Source organism: Dethiosulfatarculus sandiegensis (assembly GCF_000931935.2).
Lineage (GTDB): Bacteria > Desulfobacterota > Desulfarculia > Desulfarculales > Desulfarculaceae > Dethiosulfatarculus > Dethiosulfatarculus sandiegensis.
Genome location: NZ_AZAC01000008.1, coordinates 71,003 through 89,737, shown reverse-complemented (window position 1 = coordinate 89,737; position 18,735 = coordinate 71,003). Strand labels below are relative to the sequence as shown.

The 18,735-nt window shown below is 51.2% G+C and carries 14 protein-coding genes; 7 read left to right on the top strand and 7 right to left on the bottom strand.

Annotated features, from left to right (window positions below; all coding sequences use genetic code 11):
* Positions 1–323 precede the first annotated feature (323 nt).
* From X474_RS05860 to mqnE, 4 genes are all read right to left on the bottom strand, one after another.
* Entirely contained in the window at positions 324–1,190 is an 867-nt protein-coding gene (locus X474_RS05860) for a CoB--CoM heterodisulfide reductase iron-sulfur subunit B family protein (RefSeq protein WP_044347441.1), read from the bottom strand.
* 38 nt (positions 1,191–1,228) lie between these two features.
* On the bottom strand, positions 1,229–2,917 hold the full coding sequence (locus tag X474_RS05855) for a 4Fe-4S dicluster domain-containing protein (protein WP_052514907.1): 1,689 nt from the start codon (positions 2,915–2,917) through the stop codon (positions 1,229–1,231).
* Positions 2,918–3,754: 837 nt separating this feature from the next.
* A complete protein-coding gene (mqnC, locus tag X474_RS05845; protein ID WP_197281991.1) occupies positions 3,755–4,855 on the bottom strand; it encodes a cyclic dehypoxanthinyl futalosine synthase in 1,101 nt (366 codons plus the stop codon).
* Positions 4,852–6,033, bottom strand: a complete 1,182-nt coding sequence (gene mqnE, locus X474_RS05840) for an aminofutalosine synthase MqnE (protein WP_231688294.1) — start codon at positions 6,031–6,033, stop codon at positions 4,852–4,854. The genes mqnC and mqnE overlap by 4 nt, the downstream gene beginning before the upstream one ends.
* Before the next feature lie 402 nt (positions 6,034–6,435).
* Between mqnE and X474_RS05835 the strand changes: the two genes are divergently transcribed.
* The 6 genes from X474_RS05835 to X474_RS05810 all read left to right on the top strand — a co-directional run bounded on the left by X474_RS05835 (position 6,436) and on the right by X474_RS05810 (position 16,824).
* Entirely contained in the window at positions 6,436–7,074 is a 639-nt protein-coding gene (locus tag X474_RS05835; protein ID WP_044347437.1) for a cell division protein ZapA, read from the top strand.
* Positions 7,075–7,138: 64 nt separating this feature from the next.
* Positions 7,139–8,305 (top strand): glycosyltransferase family 2 protein, encoded by a 1,167-nt coding sequence (locus tag X474_RS05830; RefSeq protein WP_044347435.1) that lies wholly within the window; start codon positions 7,139–7,141, stop codon positions 8,303–8,305.
* Between the two features lie 244 nt (positions 8,306–8,549).
* Positions 8,550–9,167, top strand: coding sequence for a TetR/AcrR family transcriptional regulator (locus X474_RS05825; RefSeq protein WP_044347433.1), 618 nt, complete (start codon positions 8,550–8,552; stop codon positions 9,165–9,167).
* A gap of 13 nt (positions 9,168–9,180) precedes the next feature.
* Positions 9,181–10,287 (top strand): efflux RND transporter periplasmic adaptor subunit, encoded by a 1,107-nt coding sequence (locus X474_RS05820; protein WP_044347432.1) that lies wholly within the window; start codon positions 9,181–9,183, stop codon positions 10,285–10,287.
* A gap of 2 nt (positions 10,288–10,289) precedes the next feature.
* Positions 10,290–13,343 (top strand): efflux RND transporter permease subunit, encoded by a 3,054-nt coding sequence (locus X474_RS05815; protein WP_044347430.1) that lies wholly within the window; start codon positions 10,290–10,292, stop codon positions 13,341–13,343.
* A 334-nt stretch (positions 13,344–13,677) separates the two neighbouring features.
* Complete coding sequence (locus X474_RS05810) at positions 13,678–16,824, top strand: ABC transporter substrate-binding protein (RefSeq protein WP_197281990.1); 3,147 nt, start codon at positions 13,678–13,680, stop codon at positions 16,822–16,824.
* Between the two features lie 70 nt (positions 16,825–16,894).
* Here X474_RS05810 and X474_RS05805 read toward each other — a convergent pair whose 3' ends face one another.
* The 3 genes from X474_RS05805 to X474_RS26020 all read right to left on the bottom strand — a co-directional run bounded on the left by X474_RS05805 (position 16,895) and on the right by X474_RS26020 (position 18,125).
* A complete protein-coding gene (locus X474_RS05805; RefSeq protein WP_044347429.1) occupies positions 16,895–17,365 on the bottom strand; it encodes a PaaI family thioesterase in 471 nt (156 codons plus the stop codon).
* 70 nt (positions 17,366–17,435) lie between these two features.
* Positions 17,436–17,744, bottom strand: coding sequence for a hypothetical protein (locus X474_RS05800; protein ID WP_044347428.1), 309 nt, complete (start codon positions 17,742–17,744; stop codon positions 17,436–17,438).
* Between the two features lie 210 nt (positions 17,745–17,954).
* On the bottom strand, positions 17,955–18,125 hold the full coding sequence (locus X474_RS26020) for a hypothetical protein (protein ID WP_156360641.1): 171 nt from the start codon (positions 18,123–18,125) through the stop codon (positions 17,955–17,957).
* A gap of 243 nt (positions 18,126–18,368) precedes the next feature.
* On the opposite strand from X474_RS26020, the gene X474_RS05795 reads away from it, so the two are divergent.
* A complete protein-coding gene (locus X474_RS05795) occupies positions 18,369–18,659 on the top strand; it encodes a YkvA family protein (protein WP_052514905.1) in 291 nt (96 codons plus the stop codon).
* Positions 18,660–18,735: the final 76 nt, after the last annotated feature.

Here is an 18,735-nt window from a genome sequence, read left to right as displayed (position 1 = left end):
TTGGCCTCACTTTTCGGGGCGCAAGCAACTTGACGCCTGCCGTGAAAGACAAATCTGAAGCTTTACGCAATTCAGTCTTTAAACCCTGTATAGTTGTAATAATTAGTTAATATGCTAGTTATTACAACTCCATTGGCTATATGAACCGGTCCGTATAATAGGTCTTTCACACGGCAGCCTGTAACATACCGATTAGCTTGTGAACAAATTCATTAACTCACGGAACTTACCTATTTTTAGTAGGTTTTATGCACCTAAATATCGTATGGTTTTAGGCTATTAAATTTCAGTTCACGCACTAAGTCAAGGGGAAAAATACCCCATTAACAGAAAGTCGCTATCCCCTCGGCATTAATGGAGTTCTTCTCCAAGCCCAATTTCTGGGGATCAATTCCCATGCTTATACCCAAAAGCTGGGGATAGAGCAGAGAAGGCAACGCCTGGGGCAACTCGCCTTGATCGAGCATTTCCTTTTGCACGGTATCGAATTGGATTTGACAATAGGTGCAGGCAACACAGACAAAATCCGCCCCGATAGCCAGCCCGCTATTAAGCTTTTTAGCTGTCATAGCCTTAGCCAGGGGATTGTTTTTGTCTTTCTGCGGATTACCGCAGCACTGGGTTTTCTGATCCCAATCCAGGCTCTTGGCGCCTGTAACCTCCACCAGACGATCGAAAATGGTGGGGTTAACGGGGTCGTCAAACTCGGTTACCTTGCTGGGGCGAAGGGCATGGCACCCGTAATGGGTGGCCACGTTGAGATTGGTGAACGGCTTTTGAATCTTTTCTTTAAGAGTCTGGACGCCGACCTCGATGTCCAGCACCTGCAACAGATGCCTCACCTTGATCTTGCCGGGCTCGTACTTTAGTTCTTCTGAGAATAGAGCTGTGTTGACCCTTTCCAGGGTTTCTTCGTCATGGGCCAGGGTGTAGGCCGCTTTTTTAAGCGAGCCGAAACAACACTTACAGGGTGTAAGTATGTCCAGGCCCTTATCGGCGGACATAGCCAGGTTTCTGGCCGCTGAGATGAGCCAGGCGTCCTGATCCTGCTGCCTTATGGGGTATCCGCAGCAGCCGAATTCAAGATCAACCAACTTTACATCAAGGCGATTGAACACCGCTTCAGTGGCTGTGCCGTAATGTGGTTGATAATAGGGTATCTTGCAACCTTTGAAAAAGGCATATTCCATTTTTGAAGGCTCCTTAGCCGGTTTCCGCAAAGAATTAATTAAGCGGTTTTCTTGTTCAATTCAGCAAAAGCCTGATTGCGAATCTCATAGAGAATATCAGCGATCGGCACACCTTGGGGGCAATGCTCCTGGCAGTTGTAGCAGGTTGTGCAGTCCCAGACCATGCGGGTGGAAACCGCCATTTCCTGGAGTTCCAGGCCCAGGGCGCTGGAAAGTTTCAGGGTGTGGATGATCTGGTGGGGCAACATGCCCAAGACGCCCTTGGGATCATCATACATACGGACCACAGGGCAGGAGTTGGTGCAGGTCTGGCACTCGAAGCAGTATCTTGCCTCAGGCAGATTATAGCCCGAAGCCGGGTTGCCGGCCTTTTGACTGACCACTTCCATGGCAGCCTTGCCCTCATCGGCGGCGTCTTTTTCGGTCATGGTCTGAGTGGCCTGGATATAGGTGTCCGGGTAGCCCTTCTCAGCCAGCTCCTCCTTAAACGCGGCCCACAGGTCCTGCAGGTTGATGCCCGAAGGACAGAGTTCGGTGCAACGATAGCAACCGGTGCAGATATCGGAACCCTGGCGCAGAAGCGCAAGGGTGTTGTCGGTAATTCCGGATCCGTTCAGCATGCCCTTGGCAGAGGCCAGCTTCTCGGAAGGCAGGATAGTGTTGTTATCAAACCTGGTGAGCGCCGATGCCACGGAACAGTGCTCGCTGCAAACCGCGCAATGGGTGCAGGCATCGAGCTCCATGGCCCGGTGGTTGGCCAGAACCGCGGGAGCGGGCTGGGATTTCTTCACCACTGCTCCGCTAAGCATGCCCAAGGGTGCGGTAAGCACGTGGAAGAACTTGCTGAAGGGCAGATAGGCCAGGCCGATGAAACAGGCCAGCAAGTGGAGATAAAGAAGGATCTCGTCCGCCCTTACGTCGTTTAAACCCACGGCTATGGGGTCAATCATCTTGGCCAGGCCATAGGAAAGGAAGGCGGACTGGGGCTTTGCGTGACAGTCTACACAGCTGTCTGTGTGAACGTCGTAACCCTCGGCAAGCACATCCGGGTCATCGGGCATTTCAAAATTTTTGAAGACCACACCGTAGTCCTTTGCCCAGACGGCCTTAAGGGGCAGGGCCTCTTCCTCGCTGTCATAACCGCCGATATTTTCGTCCACCATTCTGTCAAAAACGGCTTCACTGGGTATTTTCACCGCCTCCAGGGCAAAGCCCGAAACCATGATCACCGCCAGGATGATTATGGTGTAGGCGTCCATGGTGTTTCCGGTTTTACGCATGAGCGGGCTGGTGAGTCTGCGCCAGACAGCCACACAGACGCCGACAATGACCATGACCCCAAAGAAGTTCCGCAGGAACATATAGGGGTTCAAGGTGGATTCGTTATAAGGGTCAAACAGTACGAATACTTCCTTATCCAGGGCGTGCATGATTAAAAGCGCCATGAATCCCACGAAAATGCACATGTGGGCGAACCAGCGTTTGAAGTCAGCCTTAAAGACCCTTCTCAGAAGGAGCACGTCCCAGAAGAAAGCATTGGCCAGGGTCAGGATGTCCTTACTGAAGATAGAGCTGAAAATACTCTTGAAAAGAGCGGACACCCTCTGGGAAACAGTCAGGTCGGAAAAGCCGGCGCCCACGCGGCGGCTGGTCCATACGTACAATTTATATAAAATCCCGGCACAAAAAATGGCCAGAGAGGCATACACGCCAATGGTTAAAAACACGGTCTCACCTTTTTGTTATGGGTTGGCGGCGCAAGCTCCATTTATCTGCAAAGTGCTTGCTTTATTCCCGCGGGCGGATTTTCAAAAACCCGTCCACGGTGTCGCTAACGCTGTTCCAGTCCAACGATTGAAAGTGCCGAAACAGTCCTTGGTGGGCCTAAAGCAGGCCAGCGAAGTGAAGGGGGGAAGAGTCACCGGCAAGAAGTTTTTTCGGTTTTGCCTTCCAACACCGAGCTTCGCTTCCAATGGCTCACAAAATTTACGCCCACCTTTTAGAAAAATCAAGCACCGTTAGCCAGAGTATTCAAGTCTTTCCGTAATATTCTGCCTTAATCAGGAGAGTTGTCCACCCAAAACTCGGATACGTAACCTTGGCCATAAGCAACCTCCATAGATCGAATATTACTAGTTTCACCTCGTCATACTTGCAATTGTCAGGATTTGCAAGGCCAAAATTCCATCATGCGCATGGGTATTAGTTGGATTCAAAACCTCCCTGAAAACGTCAAAGTCCTAAAACCTACTATCATTTATGGAATTATCCCGTTTTTCATTTCTGAAAAACTTGCCTTGGGACTTACCAAAGACGTATTAAAAATCAAGAGGTTGCTACCTTTTTCACACGTAAAAACCAGGCGCATCCCGGATGTCATCCCCAAAAAAGCCAACGGAGATAACTTTAACCACAAGTTTTAACCAGGTTTTTCTCTTTCCACCGTCTTGCATGGGATAAAACCGAAGCCATTGCATCCCCAAGCGTTTTTTCGCTCTGGAATATAAAGGCCGGAAGCAGAAGCGTGTAACTATTTAATAATGGGATTACTTTAAAAAACAGGATTATACTTGGACAAGGGTGTAATCCGTATTTCTCTGACAGGCCTCTAATCCAAGGTCCCGGGCCAGACGGATCATCTGCTCTTGACTGAGACGGAAGGAAGCTCCCGCCGCCTTAACCACATTCTCCTCGATCATGGTGGAGCCCAGATCGTCGGCCCCGAACAAAAGGGCAAGCTGGGCGATTTTATCGCCCTGAGTCACCCAACTGGCTTGGATATGGTCGAAGTTGTCCAGATAAAGCCGGGAAACGGCCAGCACACGAAGATATTCCACTCCCGTGGCCTTGCGCACATGGTCCAGGGCTGTATTGGCCGGCTGGAAGGTCCAGGGGATAAAAGCCGTGAAGCGCCCTTTTTTACGGGGCAGGCTCCTGTCCTGCACCTTTCGCAAACGGTCCAGGTGTTCAATACGTTCAGCCGGTGTCTCCACATGCCCGAACATCATGGTGCCGGTGGTTAAAAGCCCTTTTTGGTGAGCCAGCTCCATTACCTCGAGCCACTCGTCGGTTTTGCATTTATTCGGGGCCACCAGGGAGCGCACCCGATCCACCAGGATCTCGGCCCCTCCCCCGGGTATGGAGTCCAGCCCGGCCTCTATCAAAAGATCCAGGGCGTCTTTAACGGAAAGCCCGTCAACCCGGGCCATGTGGACCACCTCCGGCGGAGAAAGCCCGTGGATTTTTATGGGGTGGTTTTGTTTTATAAAGGTAAAAAGTTCGGCTGTTTTTCGGGCTCCGATCTCGGGATGAAGCCCCCCCTGCATCAAGATCTGGGTGCCGCCCAGGGCTTTGGTTTCTTCTATTTTATCCGCAACCTGGCTATGGGTCAGTACATAGCCGCCGCCTTTTTGGGGCGGAGTGAAAAAAGCGCAGAACTTGCAGCCGCTGGTGCAGATGTTGGTGGTGTTTATGTTTCTGTCCACCACGTAAGTCACCACCGGATCCGGGTTATGGACAAACCGCGCCCGGTTGGCCAGTCGTCCCAGGGTCAGAAAATCGGCCTCCTCCAAAAGGGCCAGGCCCTGTTCCCTGGTGAGACGCATGCCCTTTTCACAGGCCTCGAACGCGGAAGAAAGATTATCAGAGCAGGTCATATCACTCATTCAACATCTTCAAGAGAATTATAACAGCTGTCCCTGCGCACCGGTTCAAAGCCGCCGGCTTCAATCATGCCGCGCAAGGCATTCTCCGTAAGCCCGGGTGCGGTCTGAGCCCCCGCCATATGGGTAATGCGTTCCTCTACTATGGTTCCGTCCAGGTCGTCGGCTCCGAAGTTCAAGGCAACCTGGGCCAATTTGGGGCCAAGCATCACCCAATAGGCCTTGATATGGGGGAAATTGTCCAACAAAAGGCGGCTGGCCGCCATAACCCTCAGATCGTCCATCCCCGTGGTTCCGCAGAACCTGGCCTTGAGCCCGGTGTTGCCGGGATGAAAGGCCAGGGGGATGAAAGCCGTGAAACCGCCTGAAATATCCTGCTGGTCCCTGAGTTTAAGTATATGATCCACCCGCTCTTCAGGGGTTTCAATATGACCGTAAAGCATGGTGGCGTTGGTGGGAATCCCCAGGTTGTGAGCCATGCCCGCTATTTCCAGCCAGGTCTTGGCATCGGCCTTTCTGGGACACAGCTCCCGCCTTACCCGGGGCGCAAAGACCTCCGCCCCTCCTCCGGGCATGCTGCCGAGTCCGGCCTCTTTCAGCTCAACCAGAATCTGTTCGGGCGATTTGCCGGAAATTTCCGCAAAATGGGCTACCTCCACCGAGGTAAAGGCCTTGAGCGTAGCCTTGGGCCGGGCCTTTTTCAGGGCCCTCAGCAATTCCAGATAATAGTCAAAGGGCAAATCCGGATGACAGCCCCCAACTATGTGTAGTTCGGAAAGATCCAGGTCCGGTTCCTCCAGAGCCTGCCGGGCCGCCTCATCCGGGGAAAGGCAAAAGGCGCCTTCTTGTTGGGGAGCGCGCCAATATGCGCAAAACACACAATGATTTACACACACATTGGAGTAATTGACATGGCGGTTGAGCACATAATAGGCCTTTTTCCCCCTTAAGGAACGCCGCACCGCATTTGCCATGGCCCCCAAGCCAAGGAGATCCTTGGTGGTCATAAGGGCCATGCCGTCGGCGGCATCCAACCTTTCCCGGGCCGCCAGCTTGGCAGCCACTTCTAAAAGGCGGGAATCGTTTATCATGGAGCTGTCCATAAATACAGCGGGGCTCTCGTTGATCCGGGGTATATTGTTTTTTTGCTGGATTGGTGTGGTTTTTTCAGGCATTAACATTTTGAAGGCGCTCTTTCGGCCTATCTGACCGAATATAATACAAGTATTCTAAGAGATAGAAATTTCCGCAGGGAAAGCCCTGCGCGTTAACCGGTGTATTCTATGCTTCCGGGCAAAGAATGGCAACCGTTTAAGATAAAAAAACAACCGGTTTTCAGATTGGATTTAAACTTCTGTAAAAATCCCTCAAACAGTCTCAATAAAGGGGGATTCCACGCATCAAATTACGTTTTCAGGCAAACAGGGGCCTTTTTGTAAACCTTATCCTGCTTGTGCAAGGCTGCAATTTGACGTGTAGGCCTTATAATAAAGGCCAATAACCATTTTTACCCCAGGATTCGGGCCAAGCCGGGTTTGACAATCCGGTCGAGAAGCTTCCTGCACTGTTCAAGGAATAAATATATGCCGCTTGCCGAAAAGCTGATCGCCGAATTTGAATTTGAGGACCGCGAAAAACAGGAAGTCGTAGACCTCATGGAGCCACAAACAGCTTCCAAGGGACCGACAATACGTGGATTTAGCCTGGACCACCTGGCTTTGGCCTGCCTTGTTTTGGGAACCGTCCTGGCTGTATGGGATCAGGGTGAAACCAATATAACCAGTTTTGCCCTGTTGTGCCTTTTAGGGACCCTGTTTTACCTGCCCCAAAGAATTTTCAAGCTGATAGCCGTTCCCATGCGCCGTAAAAAACTGCTCAAGGCTGACAACTATTTGAAATTATATATGAATGGCGTCAGAATATTCGGGGAGCCCCGCAATTGGGTTTTTTCCAGGCAATTGATAACAGACGCCCTTGAAAAGGCGAGCGTATCCACAGGTAAGGATCGAACCTGGTTTTTGATATCCTATTCTTATATGGGAGCCAGAGGCCTGGGCCTGACCAAACCCCAAAGAAAACAAGGGGAATACCGCCTGGCCATCCCCAGGGGGCAAGAGGAAAAAGCAACCAGGGCAGCGCAAGAGCTGAACCGGCTCTGCGAACAGGCGCGAGCCAAAAATCCGGATACTGAGAATAAAAAACCGGGTAGGGAAAAAACATGAGTAATCCGGTGGTGGACTGAACCAGGCAACATAAGCGTCTTTCTAATATGGGAGCTAAGCCCACATGTCCCGAAAACTTGTTATAAGCCTCTGCATGATAGCCAGAAACGAGGAAAAATGGCTCAAGATGTCTCTGGGCAGCGCAAGACAATGGGTGGATGAAATCATCCTGGTTGACACAGGCTCCCAAGACCGAACCATGGAATTGGCCCGGGAGTTCGGGGCGCGCATTTTTCAGCACAGGTGGCAAAACAGCTTTGCCCTGCACAGAAACCAGTCCCTTGAATATGCCCGGGGAGACTGGCTTCTGATCTTGGATGCCGATGAAAAACTCGATCAAAAAACAGCTCCCTTTTTAGCCGGGCTGACTCAAATTCCCGAGTGCGACGCTTATTTTGTCGATATTTTGCACCTTTCTTCGGACGGCGGCCACACCCTGCAATCCACTCCAAGGTTTTTTAGAAACAACGCGGGCCTTCAATTCAAGGGCAATATCCATGAGACTCTGATCGGACTTAAAGGCAAATGCCTGCGTTCCCCCTTGCGCCTGATTCACCACGGATTTGCCCAAGGGCCGCAGGTGATGCGCCAAAAAAACCTGCGCAACCTGGCCCTGATCCGGAATTGGGTCGAAAAGGAGCCGAAAAATCCCACTGCCCTCACCTACCTGGCCCAAACCCAGATGATATGGCCCGAAACAGCTCAACAGGCCCTCACCGCCGGGCTAAAGGCCCTTGAACTGGCCAAAGCCCGAAAAACACCGGCCCGCATGCTTGTGCGTATTTACCATCCCATCTGGATAAGCCTCACCCAGCTGGAACGTCACGGCGAAGTGGTTCTCTGGGCAAATGAATGCCGGAATTCGTTGCCGGATTACCCTGATTCCTATTTTTCCCTTACCTGGGCGCATCTTGAGATGGGGCATTGGGAGTTGGTAAGGGAAGCGGCTCAAAAATTCATGAACCTGCAGGATCACTGGCGTAAAAACACGCCTTCCTATCCCTACACCCAAAACCTGACCTTAAACCTGCGGCATGTAGTCATAAAACGCTGGATACTAGCGGATATGAATCTGCCCGGCGCTGAAAAAGAGCTGGAATTTCTTTTTACAAAACTCCTGGAAGAACCCAAAGGGCCCCAGACCGCCCGGGACCTGCTGGCCGATTTAAGCCAAAAAGGAAAACCTGGGCTACTTGAAAGACTTAAACAGATAATCCACAGTTCATCCTGAACTCCCTCACCCCCCCATGACCTGAGATTCAGGCCGCTTGCCCGTAAGGCGCGCAACACCGTATCTATATTAAAAGCCGGACGCTTTCCGAGAATCGGGATTCCATCCATCTGCCGGCAGGTTTAAGAGCCTAAAAAGATTTTTTAAAACCGCATAATTATTAATTCTGTCTTGACAATATGGAATAAAGTGCTAAGTCATACGTACGTATAGATTCACACGTATGACTTAATGGAGTTTATTGATGGGTGACACCAAGGAAAATATCCTGGATGCGGCGGAAAGGCTTTTTGCCGAATCGGGCGTGAGCCAGACATCCTTGCGCGCCATAACCCAAAAGGCCAAGGCCAATTTGGGCGCAATTCACTATTACTTCGGCAACAAGGAAACCCTGATCAACGAAGTGATAGACCGCAGGTTCAACGACTACTATCAAAACCGGGGTAACCAGCTGAAAAGGCTCCTTAAAAAGGCGTCAAAACCCACCCTGGAGGAGGTCCTGCGGGTCTATATCGGCACACTCAGCCATTATCGCAGGTCTTTTCCGGATTTCGTCCGCATAATGGGACACATCATGACCGGCCCCAAGGACAAAATGCGGGAGATGTACCAGAGAATCGCCGAAACAGAGGCTGACTGGCAAATGGCCAACACAATTCTTAGCTTCTTTCCGCCGGAACGGCACAAGGCGGTTTTAAAAAGAATGGTGGTTTTTAGCGCCCTTTTTCTGAGCCTGTCCACCAACATGCCCACCCTTGAGCTGGAAGCCGACCACTTTGGAGTTGAATTAACTGAAGAACAACTGGAAAATTATTCGGTTTCCATGATGGCTGCGGGTTTGCGCACCGCTAACCAGGAATAAAGAGAAAGAAAAAATGTCCACCAAGAATATGACCATTAAAGCCTTTACCGTGGTCTTTTGCCTTTGCCTGCTTAGCTTGCAGGGATGCCAGGATCAAAACGCATCTTCAGATCCCCAGGCCGAGCCCCCAATAAGGCCGGTAAAGACCCTGACCCTTACCACTCCCGAGTCGACTACCGAGGGCAGGCTTGAATACCCGGGCAAGGTGAGAGCCGCCCGCAAGGTTAACCTCTCTTTTCGAGTCTCGGGCCCTTTGGTGAAGCTGCCGGTCATAGCAGGCCAATACGTGCAGAAGGGGCAACTGCTGGCAGAGATCGACCCCAGGGACTACCGTATAAACCTGTCCAAGGCCAAGGCGGCTTTCATAGAGGCTGAAAGGCAGCACAAAAGGCACAAAAAGCTGCTAAAAAGAGGCGCCGTGCCTCAATCCACCTTTGATCAGGTTGAAAGCGGTTTTCAGGTGGCCAAGGCCCGCTACAACGCAGCCCGGGCCGCACTCGCGGACACCCGCCTGGAGGCGTCCTTCTCTGGGCTGGTGGCCCAGCGGTATGTGGACAACTTCCAGGACGTAATGCCCAAGCAGTCCATAATAAGCCTGCAGGATGTCTCCAACATAGAGGTGGTGATCCAGGTTCCGCAAAGGGATCTGGTGCATGCCCACAAAGACAATATAAGAAATATAGTGGTGAGCTTCCCGGCCCTGCCGAACCGGATTTTTTCGGCCGGTTTGAAAGAGATCTCCACCGAGGCGGACCCGGTGACCCAAACCTATCAGCTCACAGTGACCCTGCCCGCGCCCAATGATGTGAATATTCTGCCCGGCATGACCGCACAGGTTAAAGCAGTGCTTTCAAACCTGAACCAGGGCCGGGGCAAATCCTTTTGGGTTCCGGTTGAGTCTGTTTTGGAGGAAAACCAGGGTAAGCGCTTTTGCTGGATATTGAACCAGAAGACAATGCAGGTCCATAAAACCCCTGTCACTATCAGAAGGCTGAGAGGCTCGAGCATTGAGGTGACCAAGGGGCTTGCAAGCGGCCAGACCATAGTCACCGCAGGGGTGCATCACCTGCGGGAAGGCATGAAGGTCTCTGTTCTTTCCTCTATGAAAGGGACCCACTAGCCATGAACATAGCGGAACTGGCCATCAGAAAACGCACTATCACGGTTGTATTGTGCCTGGTGCTTTTGTTTGCCGGGGCCTACACCTTTCTTCATCTGGGCCGTCTGGAAGACCCCGAGTTCACCATCAAGGAGGCCCTGGTAATAACCCCCTACCCCGGAGCCACCTCTGTTGAGGTTGAGCAGGAAGTGACCGACAAGATAGAGATTGCGGTCCAGCAGCTTCCCCAACTGGACAGGGTGGACTCCAAGAGCGAACGCGGGCTTTCCATTGTAACGGTTCATATAAAAGATCAATACGGCAAGGAAACCCTGCCCCAGGTCTGGGATGAGCTCAGGCGCAAGATCCACGACGTGCAACCGGACCTGCCGCCCGGAGCGGGCCCCTCTGAAGTGCAGGATGATTATGGCGATGTATACGGCATTTTTCTGGGCATAACCGGAGACGGTTACACCCTGGCCGAACTGGAAGAATATGCCAAAGAGCTGCGCAAAAAACTGCTTTTGGTCAAGGACGTGGCCAAGGTGGAGCTTTTCGCCCAGAGGCATGAGGTGGTCTATGTGGAGATGAGCACCAACCGCATGTCTCAGCTCGGCATCCCTCCGATGCGGGTGCTCGAGGCGTTGCAGGGCCAGAACTCGGCCGCGGACGCGGGCCGGGTGCGGGTGGGGCCGGAATACCTCCCCTTGGACCCCACGGGCCAGTACACCTCGGTCAAACAAATGGAAAACCAGGTTCTCAGGGGCAGCACTGCCGAAAAGGTTATCCGGGTCAGGGATGTGGCCCAAATCAAACGGGGCTACCTGGAGCCCAGCCGCCTTAACATGCGCTTAAACGGCAAACCCGCGGTTGGTCTTGGCATCTCCATTGTCTCCGGCGGAAATGTGGTTGACATGGGCCGGGCGGTTAAGAAAAAGCTGCAACAAATCACCCGAACCGCGCCTGTGGGCATGGAAGTGGGGATTGTTTCTTATCAGTCAGACGGCGTATCCAGGGCTGTGGACAGCTTCCTGATAAACCTGCTGGAGGCCCTGGCCATTGTCTTTCTGGTGCTTCTCATCTTCATGGGCTGGCGTTCCAGCCTGGTGATCGGCTCCATCTTGCTTTTAACCATTGGCGGCACCTTTGTGGCCATGTGGTTATGGGGCATAGACCTTCAACGCACCTCCCTGGGAGCCCTTATCCTTGCCCTGGGCATGCTGGTGGATAACGCCATTGTGGTGACCGAAGGCATACTGATCAAAACCAGCCAGGGTAAAAACCCCGTACAGGCTGCCGTAGATACAGTGAAACAAACCGCCCTGCCCCTTTTGGGAGCCACGGTGGTGGCGGTCATGGCCTTTGCCTCTATCGGTTTGTCTGACGATGCCACCGGGGAATACTGCCGGTCTTTGTTTCAGGTTATGCTGATCAGCCTGGGGCTGAGCTGGATTCTGGCCGTAACAGCCACGCCGCTTTTTTGCGTGGCTCTTTTAAAACCAAGCAAAAAATCCGAAAAGCCGGAAGGATCAGATCCTTATCGCGGGGTGATCTACCGGGTTTACCGCAAGGTTCTTGGCGGAGCCCTTCGTTTCCGCTGGCTCACGGTCCTTTTGATGGCAGCCCTTTTGGCCGCCTCCATCTATTCCTTCAAGTATGTGCAAAAGAGCTTTTTCCCCGATTCCACCAGGCCTCAGTTTGTGGTCGACTGCTGGATGAATCAAGGCGACCACATCCAGGAAACAGACAAACTGGTTAAGAAGCTTGAGACTTTTCTCTTAAAACAAAAAGACATCACTTCCGTGGCCTCTTTTGTGGGGCAAGGCAGCATGCGCTTTGCCCTGACCCTGCAACCGGAGAAACCAAACCCCAGCTTTGCCCAGCTCATGGTCTCGGTGGACGACTACACCAAGGTCCCCGAACTCCAGAAAAAAGTCCGCGACTATGCCTTGGCCAACTGCCCCCAGGCCCAAATTTTCACAAGAAAATTCCTGTTGGGGCCAGGCGCTCCGGGCAAAATCAGGGCCCGTTTCTCCGGACCGGACCCGGCTGTTTTACGTGAGCTGGCAGGTAAAGCCGAAGCCATCATGGCCCAAAACGAAAATGCCAAGGATATCCGCACTGACTGGCGGCAAAGGACCAAGGTCGTACGTCCTTTGTTCTCGCCGGTGGAGGCCGAGCGCACAGGCATAAACCGCCCCCAGGTGGCGACCGCCTTGAAAGCCGCCTTTGAAGGCAAGATAGCCGGAGTTTACCGGGAAGGCGACAAACTTTTGCCGATTATCGCCCGAAGCCCGCTATCCGAACGCAAGGATATAAAAAATATCAATAATCTCCAGATATTCAGCCCTGTAGCCGGCCGAATGATTCCTCTGCGCCAGGTTATATCCGGGGTTCGAACCACCTTTGAAGACCCCATTGTGCGGCGCAGAAACCGCACACGCACCTTAACGGTTATATGCGACCCGGGAAAAGGCACGGCAGACACCCTTTTGAGCCAGCTGAAGCCTAAAATCGAAAATTTGAAACTGCCGACGGGTTATGAACTTGAATGGGGTGGAGAATATGAGGATTCCAAGGATTCTCAGGATTCACTTTTTAACAATGTACCCATGCCGCTTTTAGTTATGGTCCTTTCGGTGATCATGCTCTTTAATGCCGTCAGACAGCCGATCATCATCTTCCTGTGCGTGCCGCTTTCGGTGATAGGCGTAACCGCCGGTCTTTTGCTGACCAAATTACCCTTTGGCTTTATGGCGCTTTTGGGGCTGATGAGCCTTTCGGGCATGCTTATAAAAAATGCCATTGTACTTATCGACCAGATAGACCTGGAGGCCCAACAGGGTAAAGATCTGTTCAGCGCCATTTCAGACGCCAGTGTAAGCAGGGTCAGGCCGGTGACCATGGCCGCCGTCACCACGGTTCTGGGTATGATTCCCCTGGCTTTCGATGCATTTTTCAATTCCATGGCCGTATCGATTATGTCAGGCTTGGCCTTTGCCACCATCTTGACCTTGTTCGTAGTGCCGGTTCTTTACGCCATTCTATTCAAGGCTCCCAGAAAGCCCTCCCGTTAAAAAAACCATTGACATCCCAAGGCCCTTTCCGCAAGGTAAGGGCCTTGGCCGAGACCGCTCAACCCCGCTGGCAAACCATGCCCGCAGGCGTTTTTGGCCCGTATCGATTTTTATAAGCATTATTTCGCAGCAAGCGGAACAAACTATTTCCCAAGCCTCCGCTACACTTTGCTAGAATTTAAGTTTTAAGGCCAGGCGGCGAACAGAATTCTAACAGACCGTTAAACCTCATGGCATGGCAACAGGCACGCATATGGAACCTCCCCACCACCTAAATAAAAAGTATTCATTGCCATATTTGAACACCCGCCACCTTGTCCGTTTGGGTATGGGCATGTTGTGCATTTTTTTCTTGTGCATGACCTTGAACCATACCGCCCAGGCCAAACCACCCAAAAAAAAATTAAAAAAAGTCACCCTCCATTTGAAGTGGCGGCATCAGTTTCAGTTTGCCGGATATTATGCCGCCAAGGCGCAAGGATATTACAGGGATGCGGGTATTGAAGTTGAAATCCTGGAAGGAGGCTTGAACAGGGAAGCTGTTAAATCGGTTTTAAGTGGTCAATCCCAGTTCGGAGTGGCCAGTTCGGAACTGATCATGCAAAAGGCCCAGGGTAATCCAGTGGTGGTGCTGGCAGCAATTTTTCAACATTCACCACTGGTATTGGTCTCCCGAAAGGAAAACAACTTCTTAACTCCACAGGACCTGCTGGGTAAAAGAATCAAGATGACCAGAAGTTTCAGGGATGTTGAGCTGCACGCCATCTTTATGAATGAAGGCATAAGTCTTGATCAAATAGAAATTCTGGACGGGACCACCCAAAAGAGCCACTATTTCGACCAATCCATTGCCGCTGTAAGCGCCTATCAGACCAATGAACTCTATTGGCTGGAAAGCCGGGGCATAGAGTACAACGTTATCAATCCCATCAGCTATGGCATTAATTTTTATGGTGACTGCCTCTTTACCACCAAAAGCCTGATCAAAGATGATCCGCAGTTGGTCCAAAATTTTCTGGACGCAAGCTTGAAGGGCTGGCGATACGCCCTGCAGCGTCCGGGTGAACTGATCGAATACATCCTGAAAAAATATCCGGGCCGAAAAACCAGGGATCACCTGAGCTATGAGGCCAAGGCCATGCAGGAGCTGATTTTGCCCGAACTGGTGGAATTGGGGCACATGAATCCCGGCCGCTGGCGTTATATAGCCGACACCTTTGCCAAGTTCAAATTAGTGCCGAAAGACATGGACTTAAGCGACTTTATATACAATAAAAGCATGGCTTTTGATGACACCTGGCTTCGCTGGCTGGCCTTGATAACCTTTGTGGGTTTTTGCCTCATAGCACTGGTGAGTATCTTCTTATACAAATTCAATCAACGCCTGCATAAGGAAATCGCCCAAAAAACCGAGGCGGAAAAAGCCAGGCTCAAGCAGGTTAACTACCTGAGCGCCCTGGAAAAGATTGATGACAAATTAAGAGACACCATGGACCTGGAAGAGTCCCAGCGACAGATCCTGAAAACCCTTTTTGAAATGTTCAAGGCAGACCGGGTCTGGCTCTTACATCCCTGCGATCCCAGGTATGGTTTTTGGAGACTTCAGGAAGAATACTGCAACCCGGCCTATCCCATAAGCCCTGAGCATAAAAATGACACACCTCTTTCCTCTGAAGTGAGAAGTGTCTTTAAAAACGCCCTTTCCAGTGAAGGCCCGCTTCTATACGGAAGACACCCATATGGAAAGCTGCCTAAAATGTTGACCGGAATACAGACCAAATCCGAAATGAATATAGCCATTCAACCCAAACTGGGCCTGCCCTGGCTGCTTGGCATGGATCAATGTTCCTATGACCGGATATGGTCCTCAGAAGAGCAGAAGCTTTTTAAGGCTATTTCATTGCGCATCTCAACCGCCCTGAGCAATCTCCTTTTCTTCAGGCACCTGCAGCTGGCTGAAGAGCGTTTCCGCTCCTTAAGCGATAATGTGCCCGACCTGATCTATATCCTGGATCCCAGAGGGGTTTTCACCTATGTTAATCCGGCTTGGCGCAATGTGCTGGGATTTGTGCCGATAGAAATATTGGGCAGAAAATTCGAGGCGTTTATTGATGAAGAATCCCGCGAAACCTGCCGTGAGATATTTGATCTGGTGCTAAACCAAAGGCAGACTGTTGCCGAAAAAATCCTTAGCCTGACTACAAAAGACGGCCAGACCCGCCGTTTCTTAGTCTCATCCGCGCCTAATTTTGATTCACACAAAAAAATCACCGGAATGGTGGGCATCTGCACAGATATGACCGAGCAGGACAGGCTGGAAAACCAGCTCCGTCACTCTCAAAAAATGGAGGCGGTTGGAACCTTGGCCGGGGGTATTGCCCATGACTTTAACAACCTGATCCAGGGCGTAAGCGGTTTTGCCCAGTTAAGTGTAAGGGATCCGAACATAACTCCGGCAATCAAGGAAAACCTTCTTGAAATTGAATCCATCACCCAAAGGGCCTCTGAACTGGTTAAACGTCTTTTGACCTATTCCAGAAAACACAGGCCGGATTTGGAGATGGTCAATCTGAACCAGGTGATCAAAAGCGCGGTAAGAATTCTTGAAAGAACCATCCCCAAGATGGTGCGGATCAAGTTGGATTTGTCGGAAAACCTGCCTCAGACCCAGGGAGACGCCACTCAGCTGGAACAGGTGATTATCAACCTGGGCTCCAATGCCAACGATGCCATGCCGGAAGGCGGCTGCCTGACAATAAAAACCCGTGCCGTCCGATCCACAGACCAAGAGGAAGAAACCTCCCAAACAAAAGGGTCCGACCTTTTGCGGATAACAGTTCAGGACAATGGCTGTGGAATGGATAAGACCACCAGGGAGCAGATATTCAACCCCTTTTTCACCACCAAGTCCGTTGGCAAGGGAACCGGGTTGGGGCTTTCGGTGGTTTACGGAATCATCCAGAATCATAATGGCAATATTTCCTGCCAAAGTATTCCAGGCAAGGGAACAACCTTTAATATTGATCTTCCGGCGGTCGAGTTGGGTAAAGCAACAACCATCACCCGTCAGGAAGCCAAGCTTCAGACATCCACTGGCAATGAAAAAATAATGGTGGTGGATGATGAAAAAAACATTACCAACGTAGCCAGCCAAATACTCAGCCAGTCCGGCTATGAGGTAATCACCGCATCCAGCGGCGAAGAAGCGCTTGTTTGCCACGAAAAAGAAAAAGGCGCCATTGATCTGGTGGTGCTGGACCTGGGGATGCCGGGGATGGGAGGGAAAAAGTGCCTGGAAAAATTAATACAAAAAGATCCTGAGCTAAAAGTGATAATCGCCAGCGGCTATGCGGCTGTGGACCACGCCCAAGATACCAGGCAAAAGGGCGCGGTGGGTTACATTAAAAAGCCCTATCGCTTCACCCATCTTTTGACCCTGATCAGGGAAGTGCTGGATAAAAGGCCTCAAAACCATGGGTAACGGATAAAAGCCGCATGGAAGGGCAATTATCCCGCTTCTCTCGGTGCATAAGGCGCCTCCGCCCAGCTTTTCAACGTTCCTTCATCCCTCTTCCCTTGGCTTTTTTACCGTTTAGAACCATAAAGGTGCCGGTGCTCTTGGCCACCAAATTTTCTTTTTGATCGAAGATCTCCGCTTCGGCCAGGCTGATGGTGCGGCCTCTTTTGATTATCCTGCCCTTGGCTGTAAGATCTGAATCCCAGACAGGTTTAAGGAAATTTATCTTTAACTCCAAGGTGGTGTGAGCCTCATCATTCACAAGGGTGGAGCCCATGGCGCCGCCCATGGCGGCATCGGCCAAAGAGGCGAAAATGCCCCCGTGCATGCTGCCCATGAGGTTTTCATGTTCAGCCGAGGCCTTTAACTTCACAACCGCCCAACCAGGGCCCACGTTAACCCATCTGAACCCCATTAAAAGGGCTGCCGGAGGATGGGAGATCTCGCCTGAAGTTAGTTTTTTCATGTATTCCATGCCGGTGGGGCGGTCTGCGGGATCTGCCATTTAACACTCGCTTTCCGGGCTCAAAACAGGATCAATCCAGTTACGGAAATCACCTTCATGAAGGTGATCATTACTTTTTTGGGGCAGCCTTGACAGGCCTGCCTGTCAGGTCCTTTTCTATGGCCTCCACCAAACCGGCCACAGGACCCTTGCCCAAGGCGGTCAATTCCTCCTGGTAATAACACTCGTCACCAAGAAAATGCACCATTTCAAGGATCAGCCGATGCTGGAACGCCTGACAGGTCACACCCAGATCTCCCAGATTGAGGAAGTAGCGGTTGTGACCGACCCTTTTCCACTTTAACTTGCCTTGCTCTGTCTTAAGCAAAAGATGATCTATGCTTAGGGGAGGGGCAATTGGACTGGCTGTGGGATTCATATGCCCGATTGATGCTCCATGGGGCCCGGCCTTTTCGGCCCTGGCTCTGCGCGGTTTGTAGATAGCAACAGCTCCAACAGGTTTTTTAAGTCGTCTCGACCTTTGGAAGCCAAGTCTGGAAAATCACTTATTTTTTCGAGCCATTGCAATTTGGCGGGCCCGTGAGCCCGCCAAGGAAAGGCTCCTCAAGGCTATTCGCCGAGTTTGAGGCTATTTTTCCTTAATTCCCTTATCGAATCCTTTTTTCAGTTCCGTGGCCTTTTGGGTGGCCTCGGAGACGACTTTTCCGGCCTGCTCGCCCGCCTTTTCCCAGTCTCCGTCAAAAAAGAAATATACTCCCCCCACTGCCAGGACAAGCAATATAATTATAAACCGAACCATGGGTAAATCTACTCCTGTACGGAAAACAACATCCCGGTCAAGCATAAAAATATCGAGGCTATTCTAACTTAATCAAACAGATCACACAAATAAGCTATTTACTTGAATTCCGTTCAATCAAAATCATGGGCCAAGGCCCCGTACAGAGGTTAAGATATTGGAGCGGGTCTTTCAAAGTAAAGGTGAACAGACCGGACAACCAAATTGCAAATTGCCTGCAACAAGCAAATTACCGGATGCTAAATGCGAGGAAACTGGCTTTTCTTCTTAAACTATTTCACACCAACCTATTTAAGGCTCTATTGGGGGCTTTTAAGGGATGGGAGAGTGGGGCTTTGGTCCAAGCTGCCGGTTGGCCTGGCTCTGGCATACCTGATCCTGCCAACGGATTTGATCCCGGACTTTTTCCTGGCCATCGGCTTTGCCGATGACGCCCTGATCCTGGTCTTGTCTTTACTTAACCTTTTGCGCACCAGCCCACCTGAGGTGGTGGAAGAACATTTACGACACATTACGACCAGAAAAAAACATTAAAGCAAGGAAAGGCAACATGACCGGACCCCAATTACCCCCTGGCAACAAAAGTAAACCCCAAAAAACTGAAAGGCGT

Bases quoted from the DNA above. Each gene is read 5' to 3' on its own strand.
- X474_RS05860 (WP_044347441.1), bottom strand. From the start codon at position 1,190: ATGGAATATGCCTTTTTCAAAGGTTGCAAGATACCCTATTATCAACCA.
- mqnC (WP_197281991.1), bottom strand. From the start codon at position 4,855: ATGAGTGATATGACCTGCTCTGATAATCTTTCTTCCGCGTTCGAGGCC.
- mqnE (WP_231688294.1), bottom strand. From the start codon at position 6,033: ATGTTAATGCCTGAAAAAACCACACCAATCCAGCAAAAAAACAATATA.
- X474_RS05835 (WP_044347437.1), top strand. From the start codon at position 6,436: ATGCCGCTTGCCGAAAAGCTGATCGCCGAATTTGAATTTGAGGACCGC.
- X474_RS05830 (WP_044347435.1), top strand. From the start codon at position 7,139: ATGTCCCGAAAACTTGTTATAAGCCTCTGCATGATAGCCAGAAACGAG.
- X474_RS05825 (WP_044347433.1), top strand. From the start codon at position 8,550: ATGGGTGACACCAAGGAAAATATCCTGGATGCGGCGGAAAGGCTTTTT.
- X474_RS05820 (WP_044347432.1), top strand. From the start codon at position 9,181: ATGTCCACCAAGAATATGACCATTAAAGCCTTTACCGTGGTCTTTTGC.
- X474_RS05815 (WP_044347430.1), top strand. From the start codon at position 10,290: ATGAACATAGCGGAACTGGCCATCAGAAAACGCACTATCACGGTTGTA.
- X474_RS05810 (WP_197281990.1), top strand. From the start codon at position 13,678: ATGTTGTGCATTTTTTTCTTGTGCATGACCTTGAACCATACCGCCCAG.
- X474_RS05805 (WP_044347429.1), bottom strand. From the start codon at position 17,365: ATGGCAGATCCCGCAGACCGCCCCACCGGCATGGAATACATGAAAAAA.
- X474_RS05800 (WP_044347428.1), bottom strand. From the start codon at position 17,744: ATGAATCCCACAGCCAGTCCAATTGCCCCTCCCCTAAGCATAGATCAT.
- X474_RS26020 (WP_156360641.1), bottom strand. From the start codon at position 18,125: ATGGTTCGGTTTATAATTATATTGCTTGTCCTGGCAGTGGGGGGAGTA.
- X474_RS05795 (WP_052514905.1), top strand. From the start codon at position 18,369: ATGCGAGGAAACTGGCTTTTCTTCTTAAACTATTTCACACCAACCTAT.